The following is a 24,248-nucleotide window of genomic DNA, read 5'->3' as shown; positions in this document are numbered from 1 at the left end:
GTCGACAGCTCCACCGAATGGGACGCGTGATCCCAGGGAGGTTTCATCATGGCTCACACCGCTGCCGTGCCCGACGCCGCTTCCGCCGTCGAGGCACCCGTCCTCACCCCGGTCTCGCTGAAGACCCTAGCCCCCTGGGCACTGTTCACCGTCGTCCTTTCGTCGGTGGCCCTCTTCTTCGTCGGCGCGGAACAGAGCGCCCAGCTGCACGAGTTCCTGCACGACGGCCGGCATCTGCTCGGCTTCCCCTGCCACTGAGCACGGGGAGACCTCCACTCTCATGACCTCCGTATCCGTACGGGGCCTACTGGTGCGTGGCATGCTCGCGGGTCTTCTCGCGGGCTGCCTCGCCCTGTGCGTCGCGTACTTCCTGGGTGAACAGCATCTCGACGCGGCCATCGCGTACGAGGAGCACGGCGCCGCGGACCACGACCACGGCTCCGCCGCGCACAGCCACTCCGAAGAACCGCTCGTCAGCCGGACCCTGCAGTCCACCGCCGGACTGGCCACCGGGATCGTCGTGTTCGGCGTCGCCGCCGGCGGGATCGCGGCGCTGGCCGTCGCGTACGCGCTGGGCCGCGTCGGCCGCTTCGGCCCCCGTGCGACCAGCCTGCTGATCGCGGGCGCCGCGCTCGTCTCGGTGTACGTCGTGCCGTTCCTGAAGTACCCCGCCAACCCGCCGGGGGTCGGCGACCCGGGCACCATCGACCGGCGGACGCAGCTGTACTTCCTGCTGCTGGCGCTGAGCGTGCTGCTGGCACTGCTCGCCGTCATCGCAGGCCGACGGCTCGCGGGCAGGTTCGGCAACTGGAACGCGACGGTCGCGGCCGGCGCGGGCTTCGTCGCCGCGATCGGTCTGGCGTACGCCTTCCTGCCGTCCGTCAGCGAGGTGCCCGGGGACTTCCCGGCGCAGCTGCTGTGGCGGTTCCGGCTCTCGGCGCTCGCGGTGCACGTCACGCTGTGGGTGTCGTTCGGGATCGTCTTCGGATGGCTCGCGGAGCGGCTGCTGGTGCCGCGGCCGGCGGCCGTACGGCCGTCCGCGCTGCGGCCCGCCGACCTCGTCTGAGGAGCACCTTGAGCCTCGGGCATGTCCGTGCCGGGCATGTCGCGTCCGTCTGCGGCGTCGTGCTCGGCTACACGGCCGATCTGATCGCCGGCGACCCCCGGCGCGGTCATCCGGTCGCCGGTTTCGGCCGGCTGGCCAGCGCGCTGGAGCGGCGGCTGTGGCACGACCACCGCGGCTGGGGCGCCCTGCACACGGCGCTGTGCGCGGGCGGCGCGGTCGCGGTGGCGGCCGCCGCCGAACGCGCCGTACGGGACCGGCCGCTGGTACGGGCCGGGCTCACCGCCGCGACCGCCTGGACGGTGCTCGGCGGGACGTCCCTGGTCCGCGAGGCGCGGGCGATCGGCGGCGCGCTCGAGGCCGGTGACCTCGCCGAGGCCCGGCACCGGCTGCCCGGCCTGTGCGGGCGCGATCCGCTCGCACTGGACGGGCCGCAGATCGCACGGGCGGTCGTGGAGTCCGTCGCCGAGAACACCTCGGACGCGGTCGTCGGCGCCCTCGTGTGGGGTGCCCTCGGCGGGCTGCCGGGGCTGGCGGGCTTCCGGGCCGTCAACACGCTCGACGCGATGGTCGGTCACCGCTCGCCCCGCTACCGGCGCTTCGGCTGGGCGGCGGCCCGGCTGGACGACGCGGCGGGCCGGCCCGGCTCGCGGCTCACCGCCGCGCTGACGGTGCTGGCCGCGCCCGATCCGGCGGGCGCCTGGCGGGCCTGGCGGCGCGACGGGCACCGCCATCCGAGCCCCAACGCGGGCCCGGTGGAGGCGTCCTTCGCCGGGGCGCTCGGGGTACGGCTCGGCGGAAAGCTGTCGTACGGCGGGCGCGTGGAGCACCGGCCGGAACTCAACACCATGGCCAGGGCGGTCGCCCCGGCCGACATACACCGGGCCGCGCGCCTGTCCCGCAGGGTGGGCGCGCTGGCCCTCGCGACGGCCGTGGGAGTGCGGCTCGTCGCCGGAAGGAGCACGAGGAGATGACCGGGCTGGCCGGAGGGCTGCTGGTCGCGGGGACGACGTCCGACGCGGGCAAGAGCGTCGTGACGGCGGGCATCTGCCGCTGGCTGGCGCGCAAGGGTGTGAAGGTCGCGCCGTTCAAGGCGCAGAACATGTCGCTGAACTCCTTCGTCACCCGTGAGGGCGCGGAGATCGGCCGCGCCCAGGCGATGCAGGCGGCGGCCGCCCGGGTGGAGCCGTCCGCGCTGATGAACCCGGTGCTGCTGAAGCCGGGTTCGGACCGGTCCAGCCAGGTCGTGCTGATGGGCAGGCCGGTGGGCGAGATGTCGGCGCGCGGCTACCACGCGGGGCGGCAGGAGACGCTGCTGGACACCGTGGTGGAGTGCCTCGCCGAGCTGCGGCGTACGCACGACGCGGTGATCTGCGAGGGGGCGGGCTCGCCCGCCGAGATCAACCTGCGCCGGTCGGACATCGTGAACATGGGGCTGGCGCGGGCCGCGGGCCTGCCGGTGGTCGTGGTCGGCGACATCGACCGCGGCGGTGTCTTCGCGTCCTTCTTCGGTACGACGGCGCTGCTCGCGCGCGAGGACCAGGCGCTGGTGTCCGGCTATCTGGTGAACAAGTTCCGGGGCGACGTCACGCTGCTGGAGCCCGGCCTCGAGCAGTTGTACGGGCTGACGGGGCGGCGGGTGCTGGGGGTGCTGCCGTTCGCACACGGCCTCGGCATCGACGAGGAGGACGGGCTGCGGGTGTCCCTGCGGGGCGCGGTCCGCGAGTCGGTCGTCGCGCCGCCGTACGGGGCGGACGTGCTGCGGGTGGCGGTCCTGGCCGTCCCGCTGATGTCGAACTTCACGGACGTCGACGCGCTCGCCGCGGAGCCCGGCGTCGTCGTCCGCTTCGTGGACCGTCCTGAGGAGCTGGCGGACGCGGACCTCGTCGTCATCCCCGGTACGCGGGGGACGGTCGGTGCGCTGCGGTGGCTGCACGAGCGCGGGCTCGCGGCCGCGGTTCGCCGGCGGGCGGCGGAGGGGCGGCCGGTGCTCGGGGTGTGCGGGGGGTTCCAGGTGCTGGGGGCGCGGATCGTCGACGACGTCGAGTCGCGGGCCGGTTCCGTCGAGGGGCTCGGGCTGCTGCCCGTCTCGTTTCGCTTCGCGGTGGAGAAGACCCTGGCGCGGCCTTCCGGTTCGGCGCTCGGCGAGTCGGTGGAGGGGTACGAGATCCATCACGGGGTGGCGTCCGTCTCCGGTGGTGAGCCGTTCCTCGACGGGTGCCGGGTGGGGTCGGTGTGGGGGACGCACTGGCACGGGTCGCTGGAGTCCGACGGGTTCCGGCGGGCGTTTCTGCGGCGGGTGGCGGCGGATGCGGGGCGGGCGTTTGTGCCCGCGCCTTCTACGTCGTTCGCGGCGCTGCGGGAGGCGCAGTTGGATCGGCTGGGCGATCTGATCGAGGCGCATGCGGATACGGGTGCGCTGATGCGGCTCATCGAGGGCGGGGCGCCCTCGGGGCTCCCGTTCGTGCCGCCGGGTGCGCCGTGAGCGCGGGTCGCCTCGCGCTGCGGGGGCTTCGCCCCCGGACCCCCTTGCGGCCTGCGGCCGCGTCGCGCCTGGACGGCGCTCGTCCTCAAACGCCGGACGGGCTGGTTTTGCGGCCCGCACCGCGTATCTGCCCGGGGCTGGTGTTGCGGTCCGCGTCGCATATCTGCGGCGGGCTGGTTTTGCGTACGTTCACGCTTCGTACTTCAGGAGTCGTATGAGCACCGTGTTGTTGCTCTCCACCTCGGACACCGATCTGCTCGCCGCACGGGCGTCCGGGGCGCCCTACCTCATCGGTAATCCCACCCGGGTGGACGTGGACGGTGAGCTGCCCGGGCTGATCGAGCGTGCCGATGTCGCCGTCGTGCGGCTGCTCGGGGGTAAGCGGGCCTGGGAGGACGGGCTTGCGGTGCTGAAGGGGGCCGGGGTTCCCACCGTGTTGCTCGGGGGGGAGGCTACGCCCGACGCCGAGTTGATGGCCGAGTCCAGCGCGCCCGCCGGGGTCGTCGCCGAGGCGCTGAGGTACCTCGTCGAGGGCGGGCCCGGGAACCTCGTCGAGCTGGCGCGGTTCCTGTCCGACACCGTGCTGCTCACCGGGCACGGGTTCGCCGAGCCGCAGCGGATGCCCGCGTACGGCGTGCGCGGGCGGCGGGAGCGGCGCGCGGGGCGGCCGACCGTGGGGGTGCTGTTCTACCGGGCGCACGAGCTCGCCGGGAACACCGGCTTCGTGGACACCCTGTGCGATGCGATAGAGGGCGCGGGCGCCAACGCGCTGCCCGTGTACTGCGCGTCCCTGCGCGACGCCGACCCCGCGCTGTACGAGCTGCTGGGGCAGGCCGACGCGCTGGTCGCGACCGTGCTGGCCTCCGGCGGCACCCGGGCGAGCGACGCGTCCGCCGGCGGGGACGACGAGGCGTGGGACGTGGGCGCGCTGGCGGCGCTGGACGTGCCCGTGCTGCAGGGGTTGTGTCTGACGTCGGGCAAGGGCGCGTGGGAGGAGTCCGACGCGGCGCTGTCGCCGATGGACGCCGCGATGCAGGTGGCGATCCCGGAGTTCGACGGGCGGCTGATCACCGTCCCGTTCTCCTTCAAGGAGGACGGCCCGGACGGCGTACCGGTGTACGTCGCCGACGAGGAGCGGGCGCGCCGGGTCGCCGGGATCGCCGTACGGCACGCGCGCCTGGCCCACAAGCCGAACGCCGACAAGCGGATCGGGCTGGTCTTCACGGCGTATCCGACAAAGCACTCCCGCGTCGGCAACGCGGTGGGTCTGGACACCCCCGCCTCCGCCGTACGCGTGCTGGACGCGCTGCGGGACGCGGGGTACGGAGTCGACGGGCACCCGGACAACGGTGACGAGCTGATTCATCGACTTATCGCCGCCGGCGGGCACGACGTGGAGTGGCTGACGGAGGAGCAGCTCGCCGCCGCCCCGGCCCGCGTCCCGCTGAAGGACTACCAGGCGTGGTTCGCGACGCTGGACGAGGACCTGCGCGCCGGGATGCTCCAGCACTGGGGTGAGCCGCCGGGGTCGCTCTACGTCGACGGCGACGACATCGTGTTGGCGTCGCTGCAGTTCGGGAACGTGGTCGTGATGATCCAGCCGCCGCGCGGCTTCGGCGAGAACCCCATCGCCATCTACCACGACCCCGACATGCCGCCCTCGCACCACTATCTGGCCGCCTACCGCTGGCTGGAGCACACCTTCGGCGCGGACGGGGTCGTGCACATGGGCAAGCACGGCACGCTGGAGTGGCTGCCGGGCAAGGGCCTCGGCCTGTCGCGCGGCTGCGCGCCGGACGCCGTCCTCGGCGAACTCCCGCTCGTCTACCCCTTCATCGTCAACGACCCCGGCGAGGGCACCCAGGCCAAGCGCCGGGGCCACGCCACCGTCGTGGACCACCTGGTCCCGCCGATGGCCCGCGCCGACTCCTACGGCGATCTGGCGAAGCTGGAGCAGCTGCTGGACGAGTACGCGCTCGTCTCCGACCTCGACCCGGCCAAGGCCCCGGCCGTCCGCTCGCAGATCTGGACACTCGTCCGGGCCGCCGAGCTCCACCACGACCTGCACGTCGACGAGCAGCCCGACGACGGCGACTTCGACGAGTTCGTCATGCACGTCGACGGCTGGCTGTGCGAGATCAAGGACGTGCAGATCCGCGACGGCCTGCACGTCCTGGGCGCCGGCCCGGCCGGCGAGGCCCGCGTCAACCTGGCGCTGGCCGTGCTGCGTTCGGCGCAGGTGTGGGGCGGTGTGGGCGGCGCGCTGCCCGGGCTGCGGGCCGCGCTGGCCGCGCACGTGGGCCTGGTCGAGGCGGAGCTGCTGGCGGAGCCGGGTGCGCGGATCGCCGTACCGAAGGAGCTGACGGAGCTGGCCGACGGCCCGGCGCGGACGGCCTCCGACGCCGTGGACCTGCTGGAGCAGGTGGCGCGGCGGCTCGCGGAGGCCCTGGAGGAGCGGGGCTGGGCGCGCGAGGCGGTGCGGCCGGTGGTCGGCGAGGTGCTCGGCGCGGACGTCACCGACGCCGTGCGGGTGCTGGAGTTCGCCTGCACCGAGGTGGTGCCCAGGCTGGCCCGTACCACCGACGAGATCACGCACATCCTGCACGCCCTCGACGGCGGTTACGTACCGGCGGGGCCGTCCGGCTCCCCCACCCGTGGGCTGGTCAACGTCCTGCCGACCGGCCGCAACTTCTACTCCGTCGACCCGAAGGCCATCCCCTCACGGCTCTCGTGGGACGTCGGCTCGGCGCTCGCCGACTCCCTCCTCAGCCGCCATCTCGCCGACAACGGCGCCTATCCGCGCTCCGTCGGGCTCACCGTGTGGGGCACCTCCTGCATGCGCACGCAGGGCGACGACATCGCCGAGATCCTGGCGCTGCTGGGCTGCCGTCCCGTGTGGGACGACGCCTCGCGGCGGGTGACGGGCTTCGAGATCGTGCCGCCCGCCGAGCTCGGCCGGCCCCGCATCGACGTGACGGTCCGCATCTCCGGCTTCTTCCGGGACGCGTTCCCGCACGTGGTGGGGCTGCTGGACGACGCGGTACGGGCGGTGGCGGAGCTGGACGAGCCGGCGGACGCCAACTACGTGCGGGCGCACGCCGACGAGGACACCGCCGTCCACGGCGACCGCCGGCGCGCCACGGCCCGGATCTTCGGCTCGAAGCCGGGCGCCTACGGCGCGGGCCTGCTGCCGCTGATCGACGCCCGCAACTGGCGCTCCGACGCGGACCTCGCGGAGGTGTACGCCGTGTGGGGCGGCTACGCGTACGGGCGGGGGCTGGACGGGCGGCCGGCGCGCGGCGACATGGAGGCGGCGTTCCGGCGCATCCAGGTGGCGGCGAAGAACGTCGACACCCGCGAGCACGACCTGGTCGACGCCGACGACTACTTCCAGTACCAGGGCGGCATGGTGGCGATGGTCCGCCATCTGACGGGCGCCAACCCCGAGGCGTACATCGGCGACAGCGCCGTGCCGGACCAGGTGAAGACGCGCACGCTGGGCGAGGAGACGCACCGCGTGTTCCGGGCGCGGGTGGTCAACCCGCGCTGGATGGCGGCGATGCGGCGGCACGGCTACAAGGGCGCCTTCGAGATGGCGGCGACCGTGGACTACCTCTTCGGCTACGACGCGACGGCCGGGGTCGTGGACGACTGGATGTACGAACGGCTGGCGTCGGAGTACGTCTTCGCCCCGGAGAACCAGGAGTTCATGCGGCGCTCGAACCCGTGGGCGCTGCGCGGGATCACCGAGCGGCTGCTCGAGGCGGCGGAGCGGGGACTGTGGGCGGAGCCGGATCAGGCGGCGCTGACCCGGCTCCGCGAGATCTACCTCGAGCTCGAGGGAGATCTGGAGGGGGAGGAATAGATGATCGTCTTTCCGGATGAATCCAGTCTGCCGCACGGCCTGACCAGCGTTCTTCAAACGCCTTTCACGTCACTCGAAGGAAGGACGTGCCCGTGAGCACCCCCTACCCGTTCGCAGCCGTCGTCGGCATGTCCGAGCTGCGGCTGGCGCTCCTCCTCAACGCGGTGTCCCCGCAGGTCGGCGGCGTCCTCGTGCGCGGCGAGAAGGGCACCGCCAAGTCCACGGCGGTACGCGCGCTCGCCACCCTCCTCCCCGCCCTCGACGTCGTCCCCGGCTGCCGCTTCTCGTGCGACCCCGTCGCGCCCGACCCGGCGTGCCCCGACGGCCCGCACGACCGCGCGGGCGCGTCCGCGCGCCCCGCGCGGATGGTGGAGCTGCCCGTGGGCGCCTCCGAGGACCGGCTGGTCGGCGCGCTCGACATCGAACGCGCGCTGGCGGAGGGCGTGAAGGCGTTCGAGCCGGGTCTCCTGGCGGACGCGCACCGCGGCGTGCTGTACGTGGACGAGGTCAACCTCCTCCACGACCACCTCGTCGACCTGCTGCTGGACGCCGCCGCGATGGGCTCCTCGTACGTCGAACGCGAGGGCGTCTCCGTGCGCCACGCGGCCCGCTTCCTGCTCGTCGGCACGATGAACCCGGAGGAGGGCGAGCTGCGCCCGCAACTCCTCGACCGCTTCGGCCTGACCGTGGAGGTCGCCGCCTCGCGCGAGCCGGACGAGCGGGTGGAGGTGGTACGGCGCCGGCTGGCGTACGACGCGGATCCCGCCGGCTTCGCGGCCCGCTGGGCGGCGGAGGAGGAGGCGCTGCGCGCCCGCATCGTGGCGGCGCGCGCCCTGCTGCCGTCCGTCGTCCTGGGCGACGGCCCGCTCCGCCAGATCGCCGCGACGTGCGCGGCGTTCGAGGTGGACGGCATGCGGGCGGACATCGTGATGGCCCGTACGGCGACGGCCCTGGCGGCGTGGTCGGGCCGTACGGCGGTCCTCGCGGAGGACGTCCGCCAGGCGGCGCTGCTGGCGCTGCCGCACCGGCGGCGGCGGAACCCGTTCGACGCCCCGGGCCTGGACGAGCAGAAGCTGGCCGAAACGCTGCGCGAGTTCGGCCCGGACGACGACGACCCGGACCCGGACGGCGGCCCCGGCGGGGGGAGCCCAGCGGGCGGGGAGGCGTCGGACGACCAGTGGCGGGGCCGCGACAGGACGGACGCTGGTCCTCGGGGCGACACGACGTCGCAGCCCGCGTCCGACCCGGCGTCGCAGGCCGCATCCGACCCCGAGTCGCAGGCCGCGTCCGGCGAGGAGCCGCAGGCTGCGGGCGGTCGGGCCGCCCGAGGGGCGGAACGGACGGGCGCAGCCGAACCGCACCCGCCAGGCGAAGGCGCCCCCAGCGAAACGGACGCGCAACCGGCAACCCCGGCGGAGCCGTTCCGCACGAAGCCGCTGACCGTCCCAGGCGTGGGCGAGGGCGCCGCAGGGCGACGATCCCGGGCCCGCACGACAACCGGCCGCACCACGGGAGCCCAGCGCCCCCACAACGGCCCGAAGGGCAAACTGCACCTGGCGGCGACCGTCCACGCCGCCGCCCCGCACCAGCGGGCCCGCGGCCGCCACGGCCGGGGCCTGGTCATCCGCCGCGACGACCTCCGCGAGGCGGTCCGCGAGGGACGGGAGTCGAACCTCGTCCTCTTCCTCGTGGACGCGAGCGGCTCGATGGCCGCGCGCCAGCGCATGAGCGCGGTGAAGGGAGCCGTCCTCTCCCTCCTCCTCGACGCGTACCAGCGCCGCGACAAGGTGGGGCTGATCACGTTCCGCGGCCGGGAGGCCGAACTCACCCTGCCGCCCACGTCGTCGGTGGACGCCGCCGCGGCCCGGCTGAAGCAGCTGCCGACAGGCGGCCGCACCCCGCTGGCCGCGGGCCTGCTGAAGGCGCACGACGTCCTGCGGATCGAACGGATGCGCGATCCCGCCCGCCGCCCTCTCCTGGTCACCGTCACGGACGGCCGGGCGACCGGCGGCCCCGAGCCACTCCTTCGGGCGCGCGGCGCAGCGCGCCTCCTGGCGGCCGAGGGGGTCGCGTCGGTAGTCGTCGACTGCGAGAGCGGCCCCGTACGGCTCGGCCTGGCGGCCGAACTCGCGGCCGACCTCGGCGCGGGGCCGGCGGTGACGCTGGACGGGCTGCGCGCGGACGCGGTGACCGCGCTCGTACACGAGGCAAGGAGGGCCGCCTGATGCCGCAGGGGCAACCAGCCGCCGTCCCCGACGACGGCCTGACCACGCGCCAGCGGCGCAACCGCCCGCTGGTCGTCGTCCACACGGGCGTCGGCAAGGGGAAGTCCACGGCCGCGTTCGGCCTGGCGCTGCGCGCCTGGAACCAGGGCTGGCCGATCGGGGTGTTCCAGTTCGTCAAGTCGGCGAAGTGGCGGGTCGGCGAGGAGCGCGCGCTGCGGGTGCTCGGCGACTCCGGCGAGGGCGGCACGGTCGCCTGGCACAAGATGGGCGAGGGCTGGTCGTGGATCCAGCGCGACCCGAAGGACGGCGAGCTCTCGAACGAGGACAAGGCCCGCGAGGGCTGGGAGCAGGTCAAGCGCGACCTGGCGGCGGAGACGTACCGGCTGTACGTACTGGACGAGTTCGCGTACCCGATGGCGTGGGGCTGGGTGGACCCGGCCGAGGTGGTCGAGGTGCTGCGCGACCGCCCCGGCACGCAGCACGTCGTGATCACCGGCCGTAACGCGCCCGCGGAGCTGGTCGGCCTCGCGGACCTCGTCACCGACATGTCGAAGGTGAAGCACCCCATGGACGCGGGTCAGAAGGGCCAGCGGGGCATCGAATGGTGAGTACGACGATCCCCCGCCTGGTCATCGCCGCCCCCGCCTCGGGCAGCGGCAAGACGACCGTGGCGACGGGCCTGATGGCGGCGTTCACGGAGGCGGGCCTCACGGTGTCCCCGCACAAGGTGGGCCCGGACTACATCGACCCCGGCTACCACACCCTCGCGGTGTCCTCCCCGAAGGGGGTACGCCCGGGCCGCAACCTCGACGCGTACATGTGCGGCCCCGAACTGATCGCCCCGCTCTTCCTGCACGGCGCGGCGGGCGCGGATCTGGCGCTGGTGGAGGGCGTGATGGGCCTGTACGACGGCGCCGCCGGCCACGGCGAACTGGGGTCGACGGCGCACGTCGCGAAGCTGCTGCGGGCGCCGGTGGTACTGGTGGTGGACGCGTCGTCGCAGTCCCGCTCGGTGGCGGCGCTGGTACACGGCTTCGCGTCCTGGGACCCGGAGGTCCGCCTCGCCGGAGTGATCCTGAACAAGGTCGCCTCGGCCCGCCACGAGGAGCTGCTCCACGAGGCCCTGACGGAGTCAGGCGTCCCGGTCCTGGGCACCCTCCGCCGCACCCCCCACGCGGAAACCCCGTCCCGCCACCTGGGCCTGATCCCGGCAGCGGAACGCAGCGCGGAGGCCCGCGCGTCGGTGAAGGCCCTGGCAGCCCAGATCCGCGACGCCTGCGACCTACAGGCACTGCTGTCGACGGCCCACTCGGCACCACCACTGAGCGCCGAACCGTGGTCACCACAGGCGGCACTGGGGGCGCGAGGCGCAGACACCTCCCAACCGGCGCCGGACGCTGAGGCGCGAAGCGCCATCCAAGCCCGGCCGGCGTCTGAGGCCGAGGCGCGAAGCGCCGACACAGCCCGGCCGGCGTCTGAGGCCGAGGCGCGAAGCGCCAATCAAGCCCGGCCGGCGTTTGAGGCCAGAGGCGCGGAGCGCCGATTCGGGGGCCCGGGGGCGGAGCCCCCGCAGCGCGACGCGACCAGCCGACCGCGAATCGCCCTGGCCGGAGGCCCCGCCTTCACCTTCTCCTACGCCGAACACGAAGAACTCCTCACCGCAGCCGGCGCAGACGTAACCGTCTTCGACCCACTGAACGACGAATCCCTCCCGGAGGGAACCACCGGCCTGATCATCGGCGGCGGCTTCCCCGAAATGCACGCCCAGGCACTGAGCGCCAACAAACCCCTCCGCACAGCAGTCGCGGCCCTGGCCGCGAGAGGCGCCCCGATCGCCGCCGAGTGCGCCGGCCTGCTCTACCTGTGCCGCTCCCTGGACGGCGAGCCGATGTGCGGCGTCCTGGACGCCGACGCGACGATGACGGACCACCTCACCCTCGGCTACCGCGAGGCCGTGGCACTCACGGACAACCCCCTGGCCGCCGCAGGCACCCGCGTGAGGGGCCACGAGTTCCACCGCACCACGGTCGAGCCCCAGGCGGGCACCACCCCCGCCTGGGGCATCGCACACCCCGCCCCCCGCCGTAAAGAAGGCTTCGTCAAGGGCGGCGTACACGCCGCCTATCTGCACACCCACTGGGCGGCGACCCCCTTCACCGCCGCCCGCCTCGTCGAAAGGTGCCGCGTATGACCCCCCGTCTGACCGGAGTCGGGGTCGGCCCGGGCGACCCCGAACTGATCACCGTCAAGGGCGTGTCCGCCCTGCGCGCGGCCGCGGTCGTCGTCGTCCCGGTGATGGAGGACGGCGGCACAGGCCGCGCGGAGGCGACCGTGCTGCACCACGTCGACGCCGCGAAGATCGTCCGGATCGTCTTCGCCCTGAACGAGCGCAGCGACCGCACCCGCCGCGAGTCGGCCTGGGACGCGGCGGGCGAGCGGGTCGCGGCGCTGGTCCGCGAACACGGCACGGTGGCCTTCGCGACCATCGGCGACCCCAACGTCTACTCGACGTTCACGTATCTCGCGCAGACCGTGACCGCCCTCGTCCCGGACGTGACGGTGGCGACGGTCCCGGGCATCACGGCGATGCAGGACCTCGCGGCGCGCAGCGGCGCGGTGCTGACCGAGGGGCGCGAGCCGCTGACCCTCGTGCCGGTGACGGCGGGTTCCGGCGTGCTGCGTGAGGCCCTCGAAGGGCCGGGGACGGTCGTCGCGTACAAGTTCGGCCGCCAGGCCGCCGAGGTGGCGGCCGCGCTGCGGGCGACCGGCCGGCTGTCGGACGCGGTCTGGGGCTCGTCGCTGGGCCTGCCGGAGGAGTCGATCCGCCCGGCCGCGGACCTGGCGGACGCCGGCCCGCTGCCGTACCTGTCGACCCTCATCGCCCCGGCGCGGCGCGCGGAACGAGGAGGGAAGCTGTGACCGGCACTCAAGCGCAGCCCAAGGTGACCATCGTCGGCGCCGGCCCCGGCGCCGCCGACCTGCTGACCTTCCGCGCCGCCCGCGCGATCGCCGAGGCGGACGTCGTGATCTGGGCGGCCAGCCTCGTCCAGGCGGAGGTCCTGCAACACGCCCGCGCGGACGCCGAGATCCTCGACTCGGCGGCGATGTCGCTGGAGGACGTGATCGCGGTGTACGAGCGCGCCGTCCGGGACGGGCTGCGCGTCGCCCGCATCCACTCCGGGGACCCCGCCCTGTGGGGCGGCACCCAGGAGCAGGTGGACCGGTGCGCCGAACTGGGCATCGCCACCGAGATCGTCCCCGGCGTCTCCGCGTTCTCCGCGGTGGCCGCGCTCGCCGGCCGGGAGCTGACGATCCCGGAGGTCGCGCAGTCGGTGATCCTCACCCGGCTCGGCGGCGGCAAGACGCCGATGCCGCCCGGCGAGGAGGTGCGCGAGTTCGCCCGGCACGGCACGACGATGGCGCTGTTCCTGTCCGCCGCGCGCTCCGGCCAGCTCGCGGCCGAGCTGCTGGCGGGCGGTTACGACCCGGGGACGCCGGTCGTCGTGGCGTACCAGGCCACCTGGCCGGAGGAGCTGGTCGTCCGCTGCACGGTGGGGACGCTGGAGGCGACGGTCAAGGAGCACAGGCTCTGGAAGCACACGCTGTTCCTCGTCGGCCCCGCGCTGTCCGCGTCCGGCACCCGCTCGCACCTGTACCACCCGGGCCACTTCCACGGCCACCGCCGGGCCGAGCCCGCCGCCCGCAGGGCGCTGCGCGAGTCCCGGCGTACCGCCGAGGAGGCCGCCCGACCGTGACCTCCGAAGGCCCCGAGCTCCGCGAGCCGGACCTGCCGCGTACGGCGAAGGTCCGGCCCAAAGCCCTGCGCACCGGCTGGACGACCGGCACCTGCGCCTCGGCGGCGGCCCGCGCCGCCGCGCTGCACCTCGCCACCGGCGAGCCGCAGTCGTGGGTGGAGGTCGGGCTGCCGTCGGGGCGCCGGGTGACGTTCGCGGTGGAGCGGGCCGAGGAGCTGCGGCCGGGGCGTACGGAGGCGGTGGTGGTGAAGGACGCGGGCGACGACCCGGACGTCACGCACGGCGCCCAGCTGACCGCGACGGTCAGCTGGTCTGCGGCGCCGGGCATCGTCCTGCACGGGGGCGTCGGCGTCGGCGTGGTCACGAGGCCCGGCCTGGGCCTGGAGCTCGGCGGTCCGGCGATCAACCCCGTACCGCGCAAGATGATCACGCAGGCGGTGGCGGAGGTCGTCGACCTCTCGTCGCGCGGAGTGGACGTCACGATCAGCGTCCCGGACGGCGAACAGCGGGCGCGTAAGACCACGAACGCCAAGCTCGGCATCCTGGGCGGGATCTCCATCCTCGGTACGACGGGAATCGTGCGCCCCTTCTCCACGGCGTCGTGGCGCGCGAGCGTCGAGCAGGCGGTGGCCGTGGCGGCGGCGCAGGGCGAGCAGGCGGTCGTGCTGTGCACCGGCGGCCGCACGGAGCGGGGTGCGATGGCGCTGATGCCGCAACTGCCGTCCGTCTGCTTCATCGAGGTGGGCGACTTCACGGGCGCCGCGCTGCGCCGCGCGGTGGAGCACGGGGTGGGGCGGGTGGTGTTCGTCGGGATGGTCGGCAAGCTGACGAAGCTGGCGTCGGGGGTGCTGATGACGCACTACACGCGCTCGAAGGTCGACACGACGGTGCTCGCCGACATCACGCGCGCGGTGGGCGGCCCGGCATCGGTGGCGGACGAGGTGGCGGGCGCCAACACGGCGCGCCACGCGTACGAGTTGTGGGAGGCGGCGGGGCTGCTGCCGACGGCCGGGCTGGAGCTGTGCCGCCGGGTGGTGGACGTGATGGAGCGCTTCACGGACCACCGGGTGACGGCGGAGGCGGCGATGGTGGACTTCACGGGCGGGACGGTCGTGGCGTCGGCGGGCGGGGGGCTGCTGCCGTGATCAGGGACATGGGCGTGGATATGGGCACGTTGGCGGGCGGAGGGCTGCTGCCGTGATCAGGGTCATAGGCATGGGTACGGGGCTGCCCGCGCCGCACATCGGCGAGGCGGCGCTGGTGGTGGGCGCGGAGCGGCACCTGGCGGCGGTCGCGGTACCGCCGGGGGCGGAGCGGGTGGTGCTGGGGGCGCTGGAGCCGGCGTTGGAGCGGATCGCGGCGCATTGCGCGGGGGAGGTGAGCCGAGGTGGCAGCCCCCTTGGTGACATACCCCGCCCTCCCGGGGGCCGAGCCCCTTCTAGGCTATCGCCCGACACCGACACCCCGGCAGGTTGTCCACAGGCCACAGGGGCCGGCGGCATCGTCGTCCTCGCCTCCGGCGACCCCGGGTTCTTCGGGATCGTCCGCGTGCTCGCCGAGCGGTTCGGGTCCGGTGCGCTCGACATCCGGCCGGCCGCCCCGTCCGTGGCCGTCGCGTTCGCCCGTGCCGGGCTGCCCTGGGACGACGCCCTGGTCGTCAGCGCGCACGGCCGCGATCTGCGTACCGCCGTCAACGTCTGCCGCGCACACCCCAAGACCGCCGTCCTCACCGGCCCCGGCGCGGGCCCGGCGGAGCTCGGCGCCGCGCTCGCCCGTACGAACCGCACCCTCGTCGTCGCCGAGGCCCTCGGCACCCCCGCGGAGCGGCTGCACCGGCTGACCCCCGCCGAGGCCGCCGCCCGCGACTGGTCGGCCGGCCCCGTGAACGTCGTCCTGTGCCTCGACGAAGCGCGCTCCCTCTCCCCCGCCCCCCGGACGATCGCCGGCCGCCCCGAGCGGCCGAGACAATGGGCGCTGCCCGAGGACGCGTTCGCCCACCGCGACAGCATGATCACGAAGTTCGAGGTGCGTGCCCTGGCCCTGGCCCGGCTCGCGCCCGGACCCGGCGACCTCGTCTGGGACGTCGGCGCCGGCTCCGGTTCGGTGGCCGTGGAGTGCGCCCGCCTGGGCGCGGCGGTCATCGCGCTGGAGCAGTCCCCCGCCGGCGCCGACCTGGTACGCCGCAACGCCACGGCCCACGGCGTCGACGTGGAGGCCGTGACGGGCCGCGCCCCGGACGCCCTCGCCGTACTCCCGGACCCGGACGCGGTGTTCGTCGGCGGCGGCGGTGCGGACCTGCCCGCGATCACCGCGGTCGCCGCCCGCCGCGCCCGCCGCGCCGTCGTGGTGACGCTGGCCGCGCTCGACCGGGTCCCCGCGGTCCGCGAAGCCCTCGCGGCGGGCGGGCTCGCGGTGGACGGCGTCCAGCTGCAGTCCTCGCGGCTCGCCCCGCTGCCGGGCGGGGTGACCCGACTCGCGGCGACGAACCCGGTGTTCGTGCTGTGGGGCGTACGCGATCCCGACGACTTCACCCCGCACTCCCCGGGCGCAGGCCCGACCGCACCACCACCCCACCAAGGAGCACCAACATGATCGGCCTCATCGCCGCCACCGACGCCGGCGCCACCGGCTGCCGGCGGCTGGCCGCCGCCTGGCCGCAGGAGCGGGTACGCGTCTACGACGGGCCGGTACGGGAGTCCCTGCAGCGGGCGTTCGCCGAGTGCGACCGGCTGGTCTGCTTCCTCGCGACGGGCGCCGTGGTCCGCCTCGTCGCCCCGCTGCTGCGGGACAAGGCGCAGGACCCGGGGATCGTCTGCGTGGACGAGGCGCACCGCCATGCCGTGGCCCTCCTCGGCGGCCACGCGGGCGGCGCGAACGACCTCGCCGCGCGGGTGGCGGACGCCCTCCCCGGGTGTACGCCGGTCATCACGACGGCCACCGACGCGGCGGACGTGCCCGGACTGGACACCCTGGGCTGGCCGGCCACGGGCGATGTGGCGGCCGTGAGCCGCGCCGTCCTGGACGGCCGTCCGGTGACGGCGTACACGGACGCGGTGTGGCCGCTGCCCGCGTTCCCGGAGAACGTGGCGTTCGAGAAGGCGCCCGAGGACGGACCCGCCGACGGCAACCCCGTCCTGTGGTTCACCGACCGCGACATACCCCGGCGCGACACCGACACCGCCGTCGTCCACACCCCGTCCCTCACCGTCGGGGTGGGAGCCAGCCGGGGTGCGCCCGCGCAGGAGATCCTCACCCTCATCGAGGAGACCCTCGCACAGGCGCGCCTCGACCCGCGGTCCGTCACGGCCCTCGCGACCGTCGAGGCCAAGGCCGGGGAGCCGGGTCTGCTGGAGGCGGCGGCGCGGCTGGGCGTACCGCTGCGCACCCATCCCTCCGGCAGCCTCGCCGCGATCGCCGTACCGAACCCCTCCGACGCCCCGCTGGCCGCCGTCGGCACGCCGAGCGTGGCGGAGGCCGCCGCCCTCGCCGAGGCGGGTCCGGGTGCCGAACTCGTGGTCCCCAAGCGCAAGTCCGCCCCCGCCGGGCGCCCCGCGATGGCGACGTGCGCCGTGGCCCGCCGCCGCCCGCGCGGCCGGCTCGCGGTCGTCGGCCTCGGCCCGGGCGCCCGCGATCTGCTCACTCCGCGCGCCCGCGCCGAACTGCGGCGCGCCTCGGTGGTCGTGGGCCTGGACCAGTACGTCGACCAGATCCGCGATCTGCTCCGACCCGGCACGCGCGTCCTCGAATCGGGCCTGGGCGCCGAGGAGGAGCGCGCGCGTACGGCGGTCGCCGAGGCCCGCGCGGGCCACGCGGTGGCGCTGATCGGCAGCGGCGACGCGGGCGTGTACGCCATGGCCTCCCCGGCGCTGGCCGCGGCGTCGGCGGACATCGACGTGGTGGGCGTCCCGGGCGTGACGGCGGCCCTCGCGGCGGCCGCCCTGCTGGGCGCGCCCCTGGGCCACGACCATGTCTCGGTCAGCCTCTCGGACCTGCACACGCCGTGGGAGGTGATCGAGCGCCGGGTACGGGCGGCCGCGTCGGCGGATCTGGTGGTGACGTTCTACAACCCCCGCAGCCGGGGCCGCGACTGGCAGCTCCCGTCGGCCCTGAAGCTCCTGTCGGAGCACCGCGCCCCGACGACTCCCGTCGGCGTCGTCCGCAACGCCTCCCGCCCCGACGAGTCGGTGCGGGTGACGACACTCGCCGCCCTGGACCCGGCGACGGTGGACATGATGACGGTGGTCACGGTCGGCAACACGGCCACGCGGCTGGTCGCGGGCCGGATGGTGACGCCGCGCGGCTACCGGTGGCAGCGGTGACGCCGCCCGACGGGCCGGCACCCGTCACGGTCACCGCCCGGTGCGCCGGCTGCGGCGCGTGCCTCCTCACCTGCCCCACCCACGCCATCCGCCCGCACGGCGGCACGCTGCTGGTCCGCGCCGCCCTCTGCACGGGCTGCCTGGAGTGCGTCGACGTCTGCCCGGTGGACGCGATCGACGAGAACGCCGGGTTCGACGCGATCAACCGACCCCACGACCCGACCGAGGTGAGCCCCCGATGAGGACCACCGTCCACCCCATCGAGCAGGAGTCGTTCCGCCGCCTGCGCGCCCGCCTGGACACGTCCCGCTTCCCGCCCCTGACCCGGGCGGTGGTGGAACGCGTCATCCACTCCAGCGCCGATCTGGCGTACGCCGACGACCTGGTCTGCGACGAGGCCGTGCTCGAAGCGGCGCACCGCGCCCTGCACCGCGGCGCGCCCGTCGTCACCGACGTCGAGATGGTCGCCGCCGGCATCACGGCCCGCACGACGGTCTGCCGGCTCCGGGACGCGAAGTCGTCCGCCGGCCTGACCCGTTCAGCGCACGCCGTCCGTCTCGCCTACGACGAGGTCGGCCCGGGCGCGGTCTGGGTCATCGGCTGCGCGCCCACCGCGCTGGAGGAGCTAATCGCCCTCGACGCGGCCCCCGCGCTGGTCATCGGCCTGCCGGTGGGCTTCGTCGGCGCCGCGGAGAGCAAGCAGGCGCTGCGCGACAGCGGTCTGCCAGCGGTCAGCAACATCTCGGAGAAGGGCGGCTCCGCGGTCGCGGCCGCGGCCCTCAACGCCCTGCTCTACACCGCCGCACCGGACACCGCCGCCCCGGGCATCCCCGCCCCGGACACCCCCACGAACACCCAGGAGACCCCGTGACCAACCCCCCCGCGCTGCTCATCGCCGGCCACGGCACCCGCGACGAGGCCGGGGCGGAGGCGTTCCGCGCGTTCGTCGCCGCGCTCGGCGCCCGCCATCCCGAACTCCCCGTGGCCGGCGGGTTCATCGAGCTGTCCCCGCCGCCGCTGGGCGAGGCGGTGGCGGGTCTGGTCGGCCAGGGCGTACGCCGGTTCGCGACGGTGCCGCTGATGCTGGTCTCGGCGGGCCACGCGAAGGGCGACATCCCCGCCGCCCTGGCCCGGGAGAAGGACCGCCACCCGGGTATCACGTACTCCTACGGCCGCCCGCTGGGCCCGCACCCGGCGCTGCTCAGGGTGCTGGAGCGGCGGGTCGACGAGGTCCTCCAGGGCGCCGACCGCGCCTCGGTCACCGTCCTCCTCGTGGGCCGCGGCTCCACCGACCCGGACGCGAACGCCGAGGTCTTCAAGGCGGCACGGCTGCTGTGGGAGGGGCGGCGCTACGCCGGTGTGGAGACGGCGTTCGTCTCGCTCGCCGCGCCCGACGTCCCGGCGGGGCTGGAGCGCTGCCGCCGCCTCGGCGCGCAACGGATCGTCGTCCTGCCGTACTTCCTCTTCACGGGGATCCTCCCGGACCGCGTCCGCTCCCAGGCGCAGAACTGGGCGGCGGCGCATCCGGGCGTCGATGTGCGTACGGCCGACGTGATCGGTCCGGAGCCGGAGCTGGCGGACCTGGTGATGGAGCGCTACCGGGAGGCGCTGGCCGGGGATCTGCGGATGAACTGCGACTCGTGCGTGTACCGGATCGCCCTGCCGGGCTTCGAGGAGAAGGTGGGCGCCCCGCAGCAGCCGCACTTCCACCCGGACGACGACGGCCACCACCACCACGACAGCCACCACCACGGCGGTCACGCCCATGCGCACTGAGGCGACGCGGCACGACCCGCCCCACCACCGCGACGCCGGGGCGACCCCGCACGACCTCCGCCACCACGGCGACGCCGAGGTCCGCGACGCCGGCCTCACCGACCTGGCGGTCAACGTCCGCGCCCACACCCCTCCCGGCTGGCTGAAGGCGAGGCTGGCGGCCTCCCTCGAGGACCTCGCGGCGTATCCGGACGGCACCCGGGCGCGCCGCGCGGTCGCGGCCCGGCACGGCGTACCGGAGGACCACGTCCTGCTGACGGCGGGCGCGGCGGAGGCGTTCGTACTGATCGCCCGCGCCACCCGCGCCCGTTGTCCGCTGGTGGTGCACCCGCAGTTCACGGAGCCGGAGGCGGCGCTGGCGGACGCGGGCCACGCCGTGCGCCGGCTGCTGCTGACGCCGGACGACGGCTTCCGGCTGACGCCCGAGGCCGTCCCCGGTGAGGCGGATCTGGTGGTGATCGGCAACCCGACCAACCCCACCTCCGTCCTGCACCCGGCCGGTGCGATCGCCTCCCTGGCCCGACCCGGGCGCACGCTGGTGGTCGACGAGGCGTTCATGGACGCCGTACCGGGCGAACAGCAGTCCCTGGCAGCCGCCGTCGGCCGGCTCCCGGGGCTGATCGTCCTGCGCAGCCTCACCAAGACCTGGGGGCTGGCCGGTCTGCGGATCGGCTACGTCCTCGCCGCCCCGGCGACGCTGGAGCCGCTGGCCCGCGCCCAGCCGCTGTGGCCGGTCTCGGCGCCCGCGCTGACGGCGGCGGAGGCGTGCAGTACGCCGCAGGCGCTGGCCGAGGCGGAGAAGGCGGCCCACGAGACCGCCGCGGACCGCTCCCATCTCCTCGCCCGGCTCGCGGAGTTCCCCGCCCTGCGCCCGGTCACCCCGGCGAGCGGCCCGTTCGTCCTCGTCCGTACGCCGGACGCGGCGGGGCTCCGGCTGCGTCTGCGCGAACGGGGCTTCGCGGTACGCCGGGGCGACACGTTCCCGGGCCTGGACGGGGACTGGCTCCGGCTGGCCGTCCGCGACCGCCGTACGACGGATCGCCTGGCGGCGGCCCTCACGCGGGTGGTCGACTAGACCGGCGACCGCACCACCATCCCGAACCCGTTCCCCTCCGCGTCCACCGGTCCGTCCGGCCGCCATTCGTGCACCGGCACGATCCCCGGCTCCAGCACCTCGTACCCCGCGAGCAGCTCCGCGATCTCCGCGTGGGTACGGGTGATCATCGGCGTCTCGGAGCCGTCGAACAGGGCGACCACGTCGTGCACCCGGTGGTCGAGGTCGGCGGAGATGTGGTTCAGGACGACGTGGCTGCCCGGCGCCGTCCCCGTGCGCAGCGCGGCCAGCACCCCGGCCGCGTCGTCACCGTGGCCGAGGAAGTGGACGATCCCGCCGAGCATGACGCCCACCGGCTCACTGAGGTCGAGGAACTCACGGACGTCCGGGTCGTCGAGGATGCGGCGCGGGAAGCGCAGATCGCCGACGACGGCCGTGGTCCGCTCGCCGTCGGTCTGCAGCGCGCCCATGTGCGCGACGACCACGGGGTTGCTGTCCACGTACACCACCCGCGTGTCGGGCGCGATCGAGTGCGCGATCTCGTGCACGGTGTTGTACGTGGGCAGCGGCATCCCGCTGCCGATGTCGAGGATCTGCCGCATCCCGGCCTCGGCGACCATGTACCGCAGCCCCCGCTCCAGGAAGAGCCGGCTGGCCCGGACGCGGATCTTCGCGTACGGGTTGACCTCGAGGTTCCGCTCCACCTGGGCGCGGTCGACCTCCAGGTTGTCCTTGCCGCCGAGCAGGTAGTCGTAGACGCGGGAGGCGTGGGTGCGCCGCCCGTCGGGGATCCGCGGCGGGGCGGGCACGTCGCTGCCGGGGTCGTCAGCCTGCATTCGGGTAGCCGATCTTCGGGTCGATGAACTCGTTGGTCACCAGGTCGTCGGGCGTCAGACCGTCCTTGGGCGCCTTCTTCTGCTGGGTGAAGATGGGCGTGGTGATGTCGATCATCTTCTGGATCCGCGCGGTGTCGAAGTTGCCGGCCGTGGTGTCCTTGCCCTCGGCGTCGTTGGCCGCGATGCCGAGCTTCGCCAGCTGCTCGGCGGCGAACTCACCGGCCCCCTTGGTGAACACGAAGCCGCCCTTGTAGGCGTCGTTGGCCGCGACGGCCTTGTCGATCGCGGGCGCCGGGTCCGCCAGGAAGTCGACCTGCGCCTGCTGGACGACGGGCACCAGCTTCTTCAGACAGGGGGCGAGCTTGTCCTTGTCGCCGGCGCGGACCACCAGGTTGTTGCCGTAGTTGGGGTAGCCGGCGTCGTACAGCAGCTGGAAGGCGACCGGCTTGCCCCACTGCTTCACGTCGTGCTCGTACGTGTACGGGCTCTCGACCGCGTAGCCGGCGGAGGCCACCTTGCCCTCCGCGGCGACGAAGCGGCTGGGCGAGCCGTCGAAGGAGCCGTCGACCTGGCTCTTCTTCAGGATGCCCGAGCCGGTCAGGTACTCCATGTAGGTGTCGCCGTCGAAGTACAGCACCTTGGTGTCGGTCTTGCCGATGTCGGCGATCGTCTTGAAGTCCGGGTGCGTGGCCGGGTCCCAGAAGACCATCTGCGGGTCCTTCTCCAGCAGCGCCGTGACCGCGGTAGTCGGCATCTTGGCGGACATCTGGACCGACTCGTCCACGGTCAGCACGCCCAGGTTGATGCTGTCGTCGGTGTACAGCTGCACGGTGGTGGGCGTGAAGCCGATGGCGGGGCCGCCCGCGCGGATCTCCAGCTTGACGCCGGTGTCCTTGCCGCCGGACATCAGCGGCGCGGTGACGCGCTTCTTGCCCGCGTCGATCTGCGGGTTGTCGCCGAGCAGGGTGTACAGCGCGCCCTCGGAGGTGGTGTTGGGCATCCACGACGCCTGCACCACCACGGTCGCCGGGCACACGCCGCTGAGGTCGACCGCCGTGTCGGCCTGGGCGGCCGGGGACGACGAGGCGTCCGTGGGCTTGCCGTCGTCGCTGTCGCCGCCGCACGCGGTGAGCGCGAGGAGCGTGGCGATCACCAGGGGCGGCACGGCGGCGCGGGTGGCCGGTTTGAAGGACATAGTTTCGAACCTCTGAAAGCAGGGGCGGTTCAACGACCAGGATGCAACATCATATGAGCATCACGTGGCGCGTGTGACTCAACTTCGACAGCTGTAAAGCCAGTTGTCGCACGTCCGTGACCGGACAAACGCCCTCACTCCGCTGCCCGCGGACATTCCTCCCGCCACGCCCCGAGCTCCAGCCTCTTGCGCATCGACGACAGCCCGAGGGCGCCGGTGGCCGCGCAGAACTCGTCGGTGTCCAGCTCGTACTCCACGTGGAAGACGGGCTTCCCGTCCCGTACGAACGGCGTCAGCGCCTCGCACTCCTCGAACTGCGCGCACTCCTCGTTCACCGCGAAGTCGAAGTCCCCGTGCAGCTCCGGGATCTGCTCGAGGTCGTTCTTCAGGCCCACCGCCAGGCCGCGTTCGTGGGCGAGGCCGGCGAGCATGCGGTTGTACGCCAGCTGGTCGGCGGCCGTCAGCGGGAAGCCGGTGTCGTTGGTGTAGGCGTCCATCAGGTCCGGTTCCACGCCGTCGAAGCCCTTCGCCGCGCACATCTCGAAGCGGGCGGCCATCAGCGGGCGCAGCACGTCGCGGCGGCGGATGTCCAGCCAGCGCTCCCCCGGCCAGCCGTTGCCCCGGCCGCGCACCTCGCGGGGGAAGGCGTCGGCGTCGGGGCGGAAGGACTCCCAGGCGCCGGCGTTGACGTAGCAGATCACCTTGCGGCCGGCCGCGTGGAGTTCGCGGACCACCGCCTCGTCGTTCTCGAAGCCGTCGATGTCGTACACCGGGACGTCGACGGAGGTGTCGACGCGGCCGCTCAGTTGCCACTGCCACGGCAGTCCGGCCGTGGGCCGCCAGTGGTCCGGCGGCCGGTCGTCGTCCGGGGCGAGCGCGGAGCATCCCGCGAGCAGGGCGAGCAGGGCGGACGTGAGCCGCCTCACCCCGGCACCGTCACCCAGGGGTTGGGACCGCCCCCCGGTACGGCGCAGTGCACGCCGGCGCCGCGCTGGCGGGCCAGCCGGACGACGAGGTCCTGCAGTCCGTCGGGGACGCCGTGGACGAGATGGCAGAAGCGTTCCGCCCGGTGGCGGCGGGTCCAGGCGGGGACCGGGGTCTGGGTGTACGCCTGCCAGGAGCCCTCGAACGTGACGAGCAGGTCCGCCACGGCCGCGTAGTCCGGGTCGGGGTGCACGCCCGGGTTCAGCACCACGGTGCGGGCGCCCTCGGAGCGGGCGGCGCGGACGACGGCGCGCACTCCGGGCAGACGGTCGGCGCCGGCGGGCGCCCGGTCGAGGAACGTTCCCTCCACGCCGTACCACTCGCGGTGCCGTAACACGTCCTTGGCGACCTCGGCGGCGGGGCGGTCGCCGTAGGCGAGGTCGACGTAGCCCAGCACGCGGACCCCCGCCGACCGCAGCGCCGCGCAGGCGTCCGCGTAGGCGGCGTCCGGGGCGTCGCCGGGACCGTCGGCGGCGTTCAGCACGGTGCCGTACAGGCTGGGCGCGAGCGCCGCGAGGCGCCGCCAGGGGCGGGGGTCCACGGCGGGGTGGACGTACAGCGGCACCAGCAGGGAGCGCGGCGCCGGGCCGACACCCGCGAGGGCGCGGCGGCGGCCTGGCTGCGGGCGGAGCGCCGGGGCGGAGGCCGGGCGCGGCTGCGGCGGGCGGGTGAACTCCGAGAGCGCGGGCAC

General features: G+C 74.5%; 21 protein-coding genes. 17 read left to right on the top strand and 4 right to left on the bottom strand.

From position 1 onward, the window contains the following. Positions 1–48: 48 nt before the first annotated feature. From AB0M28_RS12690 to cobC, 17 genes are all read left to right on the top strand, one after another. Positions 49–258: a CbtB-domain containing protein gene (locus AB0M28_RS12690; RefSeq protein ID WP_365402203.1), complete on the top strand. Its 210-nt coding sequence runs from the start codon at positions 49–51 to the stop codon at positions 256–258. Positions 259–280: 22 nt separating this feature from the next. Beyond that, a complete protein-coding gene (locus AB0M28_RS12685; RefSeq protein ID WP_365402200.1) occupies positions 281–1,066 on the top strand; it encodes a CbtA family protein in 786 nt (261 codons plus the stop codon). Positions 1,067–1,074: 8 nt separating this feature from the next. Continuing rightward, a complete protein-coding gene (locus tag AB0M28_RS12680) occupies positions 1,075–2,037 on the top strand; it encodes a cobalamin biosynthesis protein (protein WP_365402197.1) in 963 nt (320 codons plus the stop codon). Further along, positions 2,034–3,548, top strand: coding sequence for a cobyric acid synthase (locus AB0M28_RS12675; RefSeq protein WP_365402194.1), 1,515 nt, complete (start codon positions 2,034–2,036; stop codon positions 3,546–3,548). The genes AB0M28_RS12680 and AB0M28_RS12675 overlap by 4 nt, the downstream gene beginning before the upstream one ends. 214 nt (positions 3,549–3,762) lie before the next feature. Continuing rightward, entirely contained in the window at positions 3,763–7,413 is a 3,651-nt protein-coding gene (gene cobN, locus AB0M28_RS12670) for a cobaltochelatase subunit CobN (protein ID WP_365402191.1), read from the top strand. 92 nt (positions 7,414–7,505) lie between these two features. Continuing rightward, a complete protein-coding gene (locus AB0M28_RS12665; RefSeq protein ID WP_365402188.1) occupies positions 7,506–9,638 on the top strand; it encodes a putative cobaltochelatase in 2,133 nt (710 codons plus the stop codon). Beyond that, complete coding sequence (gene cobO, locus AB0M28_RS12660) at positions 9,638–10,246, top strand: cob(I)yrinic acid a,c-diamide adenosyltransferase (protein ID WP_365402185.1); 609 nt, start codon at positions 9,638–9,640, stop codon at positions 10,244–10,246. The genes AB0M28_RS12665 and cobO overlap by 1 nt, the downstream gene beginning before the upstream one ends. Continuing rightward, entirely contained in the window at positions 10,240–11,829 is a 1,590-nt protein-coding gene (locus tag AB0M28_RS12655; RefSeq protein ID WP_365402182.1) for a cobyrinate a,c-diamide synthase, read from the top strand. The genes cobO and AB0M28_RS12655 overlap by 7 nt, the downstream gene beginning before the upstream one ends. Further along, positions 11,826–12,557 carry a precorrin-2 C(20)-methyltransferase gene (gene cobI, locus AB0M28_RS12650; RefSeq protein WP_365402179.1) on the top strand — a complete coding sequence of 244 codons (732 nt, stop codon included), beginning with the start codon at positions 11,826–11,828 and terminating at the stop codon, positions 12,555–12,557. Before AB0M28_RS12655 ends, cobI begins: the two co-directional genes overlap by 4 nt. Then, positions 12,554–13,393 carry a precorrin-4 C(11)-methyltransferase gene (gene cobM / locus AB0M28_RS12645; protein WP_365402177.1) on the top strand — a complete coding sequence of 280 codons (840 nt, stop codon included), beginning with the start codon at positions 12,554–12,556 and terminating at the stop codon, positions 13,391–13,393. The genes cobI and cobM overlap by 4 nt, the downstream gene beginning before the upstream one ends. Then, positions 13,390–14,538, top strand: coding sequence for a cobalt-precorrin-5B (C(1))-methyltransferase (locus AB0M28_RS12640; RefSeq protein ID WP_365402174.1), 1,149 nt, complete (start codon positions 13,390–13,392; stop codon positions 14,536–14,538). Before cobM ends, AB0M28_RS12640 begins: the two co-directional genes overlap by 4 nt. Before the next feature lie 52 nt (positions 14,539–14,590). After that, positions 14,591–15,985, top strand: coding sequence for a precorrin-6y C5,15-methyltransferase (decarboxylating) subunit CbiE (gene cbiE / locus AB0M28_RS12635; RefSeq protein WP_365402172.1), 1,395 nt, complete (start codon positions 14,591–14,593; stop codon positions 15,983–15,985). Then, entirely contained in the window at positions 15,982–17,712 is a 1,731-nt protein-coding gene (gene cobJ / locus AB0M28_RS12630; protein WP_365402169.1) for a precorrin-3B C(17)-methyltransferase, read from the top strand. The genes cbiE and cobJ overlap by 4 nt, the downstream gene beginning before the upstream one ends. After that, positions 17,709–17,954 carry a 4Fe-4S binding protein gene (locus AB0M28_RS12625; RefSeq protein ID WP_365402166.1) on the top strand — a complete coding sequence of 82 codons (246 nt, stop codon included), beginning with the start codon at positions 17,709–17,711 and terminating at the stop codon, positions 17,952–17,954. The genes cobJ and AB0M28_RS12625 overlap by 4 nt, the downstream gene beginning before the upstream one ends. Next, entirely contained in the window at positions 17,951–18,583 is a 633-nt protein-coding gene (locus AB0M28_RS12620; RefSeq protein WP_365402163.1) for a precorrin-8X methylmutase, read from the top strand. The genes AB0M28_RS12625 and AB0M28_RS12620 overlap by 4 nt, the downstream gene beginning before the upstream one ends. Beyond that, positions 18,580–19,488, top strand: a complete 909-nt coding sequence (locus tag AB0M28_RS12615; RefSeq protein WP_365402160.1) for a sirohydrochlorin chelatase — start codon at positions 18,580–18,582, stop codon at positions 19,486–19,488. Before AB0M28_RS12620 ends, AB0M28_RS12615 begins: the two co-directional genes overlap by 4 nt. Beyond that, complete coding sequence (cobC, locus tag AB0M28_RS12610) at positions 19,478–20,563, top strand: Rv2231c family pyridoxal phosphate-dependent protein CobC (protein WP_365402157.1); 1,086 nt, start codon at positions 19,478–19,480, stop codon at positions 20,561–20,563. Before AB0M28_RS12615 ends, cobC begins: the two co-directional genes overlap by 11 nt. Here cobC and AB0M28_RS12605 read toward each other — a convergent pair. From AB0M28_RS12605 to AB0M28_RS12590, 4 genes are all read right to left on the bottom strand, one after another. Next, a complete protein-coding gene (locus AB0M28_RS12605; RefSeq protein WP_365402154.1) occupies positions 20,560–21,378 on the bottom strand; it encodes an SAM-dependent methyltransferase in 819 nt (272 codons plus the stop codon). The two genes, cobC and AB0M28_RS12605, sit on opposite strands and share 4 nt — an antisense overlap. After that, a complete protein-coding gene (locus AB0M28_RS12600; protein ID WP_365402151.1) occupies positions 21,368–22,573 on the bottom strand; it encodes a hypothetical protein in 1,206 nt (401 codons plus the stop codon). Before AB0M28_RS12600 ends, AB0M28_RS12605 begins: the two co-directional genes overlap by 11 nt. A 134-nt stretch (positions 22,574–22,707) precedes the next feature. Beyond that, positions 22,708–23,499, bottom strand: coding sequence for an endo alpha-1,4 polygalactosaminidase (locus AB0M28_RS12595; RefSeq protein WP_365402148.1), 792 nt, complete (start codon positions 23,497–23,499; stop codon positions 22,708–22,710). Beyond that, positions 23,496–24,128, bottom strand: coding sequence for a spherulation-specific family 4 protein (locus tag AB0M28_RS12590; RefSeq protein ID WP_365402303.1), 633 nt, complete (start codon positions 24,126–24,128; stop codon positions 23,496–23,498). The genes AB0M28_RS12595 and AB0M28_RS12590 overlap by 4 nt, the downstream gene beginning before the upstream one ends. Positions 24,129–24,248 lie beyond the last annotated feature (120 nt).

This window comes from Streptomyces sp. NPDC051940, assembly GCF_040680895.1.
Taxonomy (GTDB): domain Bacteria; phylum Actinomycetota; class Actinomycetes; order Streptomycetales; family Streptomycetaceae; genus Streptomyces.
Note: the sequence above shows the minus strand (reverse complement) of the source record. Positions and strands in the feature narration are given on the sequence as shown.

What these genes read in the sequence shown, in the direction of transcription:
- AB0M28_RS12620 (WP_365402163.1), top strand. Translation starts at nt 17,951, where the DNA reads ATGAGGACCACCGTCCACCCCATCGAGCAGGAGTCGTTCCGCCGCCTG.
- AB0M28_RS12605 (WP_365402154.1), bottom strand. Translation starts at nt 21,378, where the DNA reads ATGCAGGCTGACGACCCCGGCAGCGACGTGCCCGCCCCGCCGCGGATC.
- cobI (WP_365402179.1), top strand. Translation starts at nt 11,826, where the DNA reads ATGACCCCCCGTCTGACCGGAGTCGGGGTCGGCCCGGGCGACCCCGAA.
- AB0M28_RS12600 (WP_365402151.1), bottom strand. Translation starts at nt 22,573, where the DNA reads ATGTCCTTCAAACCGGCCACCCGCGCCGCCGTGCCGCCCCTGGTGATC.
- cobO (WP_365402185.1), top strand. Translation starts at nt 9,638, where the DNA reads ATGCCGCAGGGGCAACCAGCCGCCGTCCCCGACGACGGCCTGACCACG.
- AB0M28_RS12690 (WP_365402203.1), top strand. Translation starts at nt 49, where the DNA reads ATGGCTCACACCGCTGCCGTGCCCGACGCCGCTTCCGCCGTCGAGGCA.
- AB0M28_RS12655 (WP_365402182.1), top strand. Translation starts at nt 10,240, where the DNA reads ATGGTGAGTACGACGATCCCCCGCCTGGTCATCGCCGCCCCCGCCTCG.
- AB0M28_RS12675 (WP_365402194.1), top strand. Translation starts at nt 2,034, where the DNA reads ATGACCGGGCTGGCCGGAGGGCTGCTGGTCGCGGGGACGACGTCCGAC.
- AB0M28_RS12685 (WP_365402200.1), top strand. Translation starts at nt 281, where the DNA reads ATGACCTCCGTATCCGTACGGGGCCTACTGGTGCGTGGCATGCTCGCG.
- cobJ (WP_365402169.1), top strand. Translation starts at nt 15,982, where the DNA reads ATGATCGGCCTCATCGCCGCCACCGACGCCGGCGCCACCGGCTGCCGG.
- cobN (WP_365402191.1), top strand. Translation starts at nt 3,763, where the DNA reads ATGAGCACCGTGTTGTTGCTCTCCACCTCGGACACCGATCTGCTCGCC.
- cobC (WP_365402157.1), top strand. Translation starts at nt 19,478, where the DNA reads ATGCGCACTGAGGCGACGCGGCACGACCCGCCCCACCACCGCGACGCC.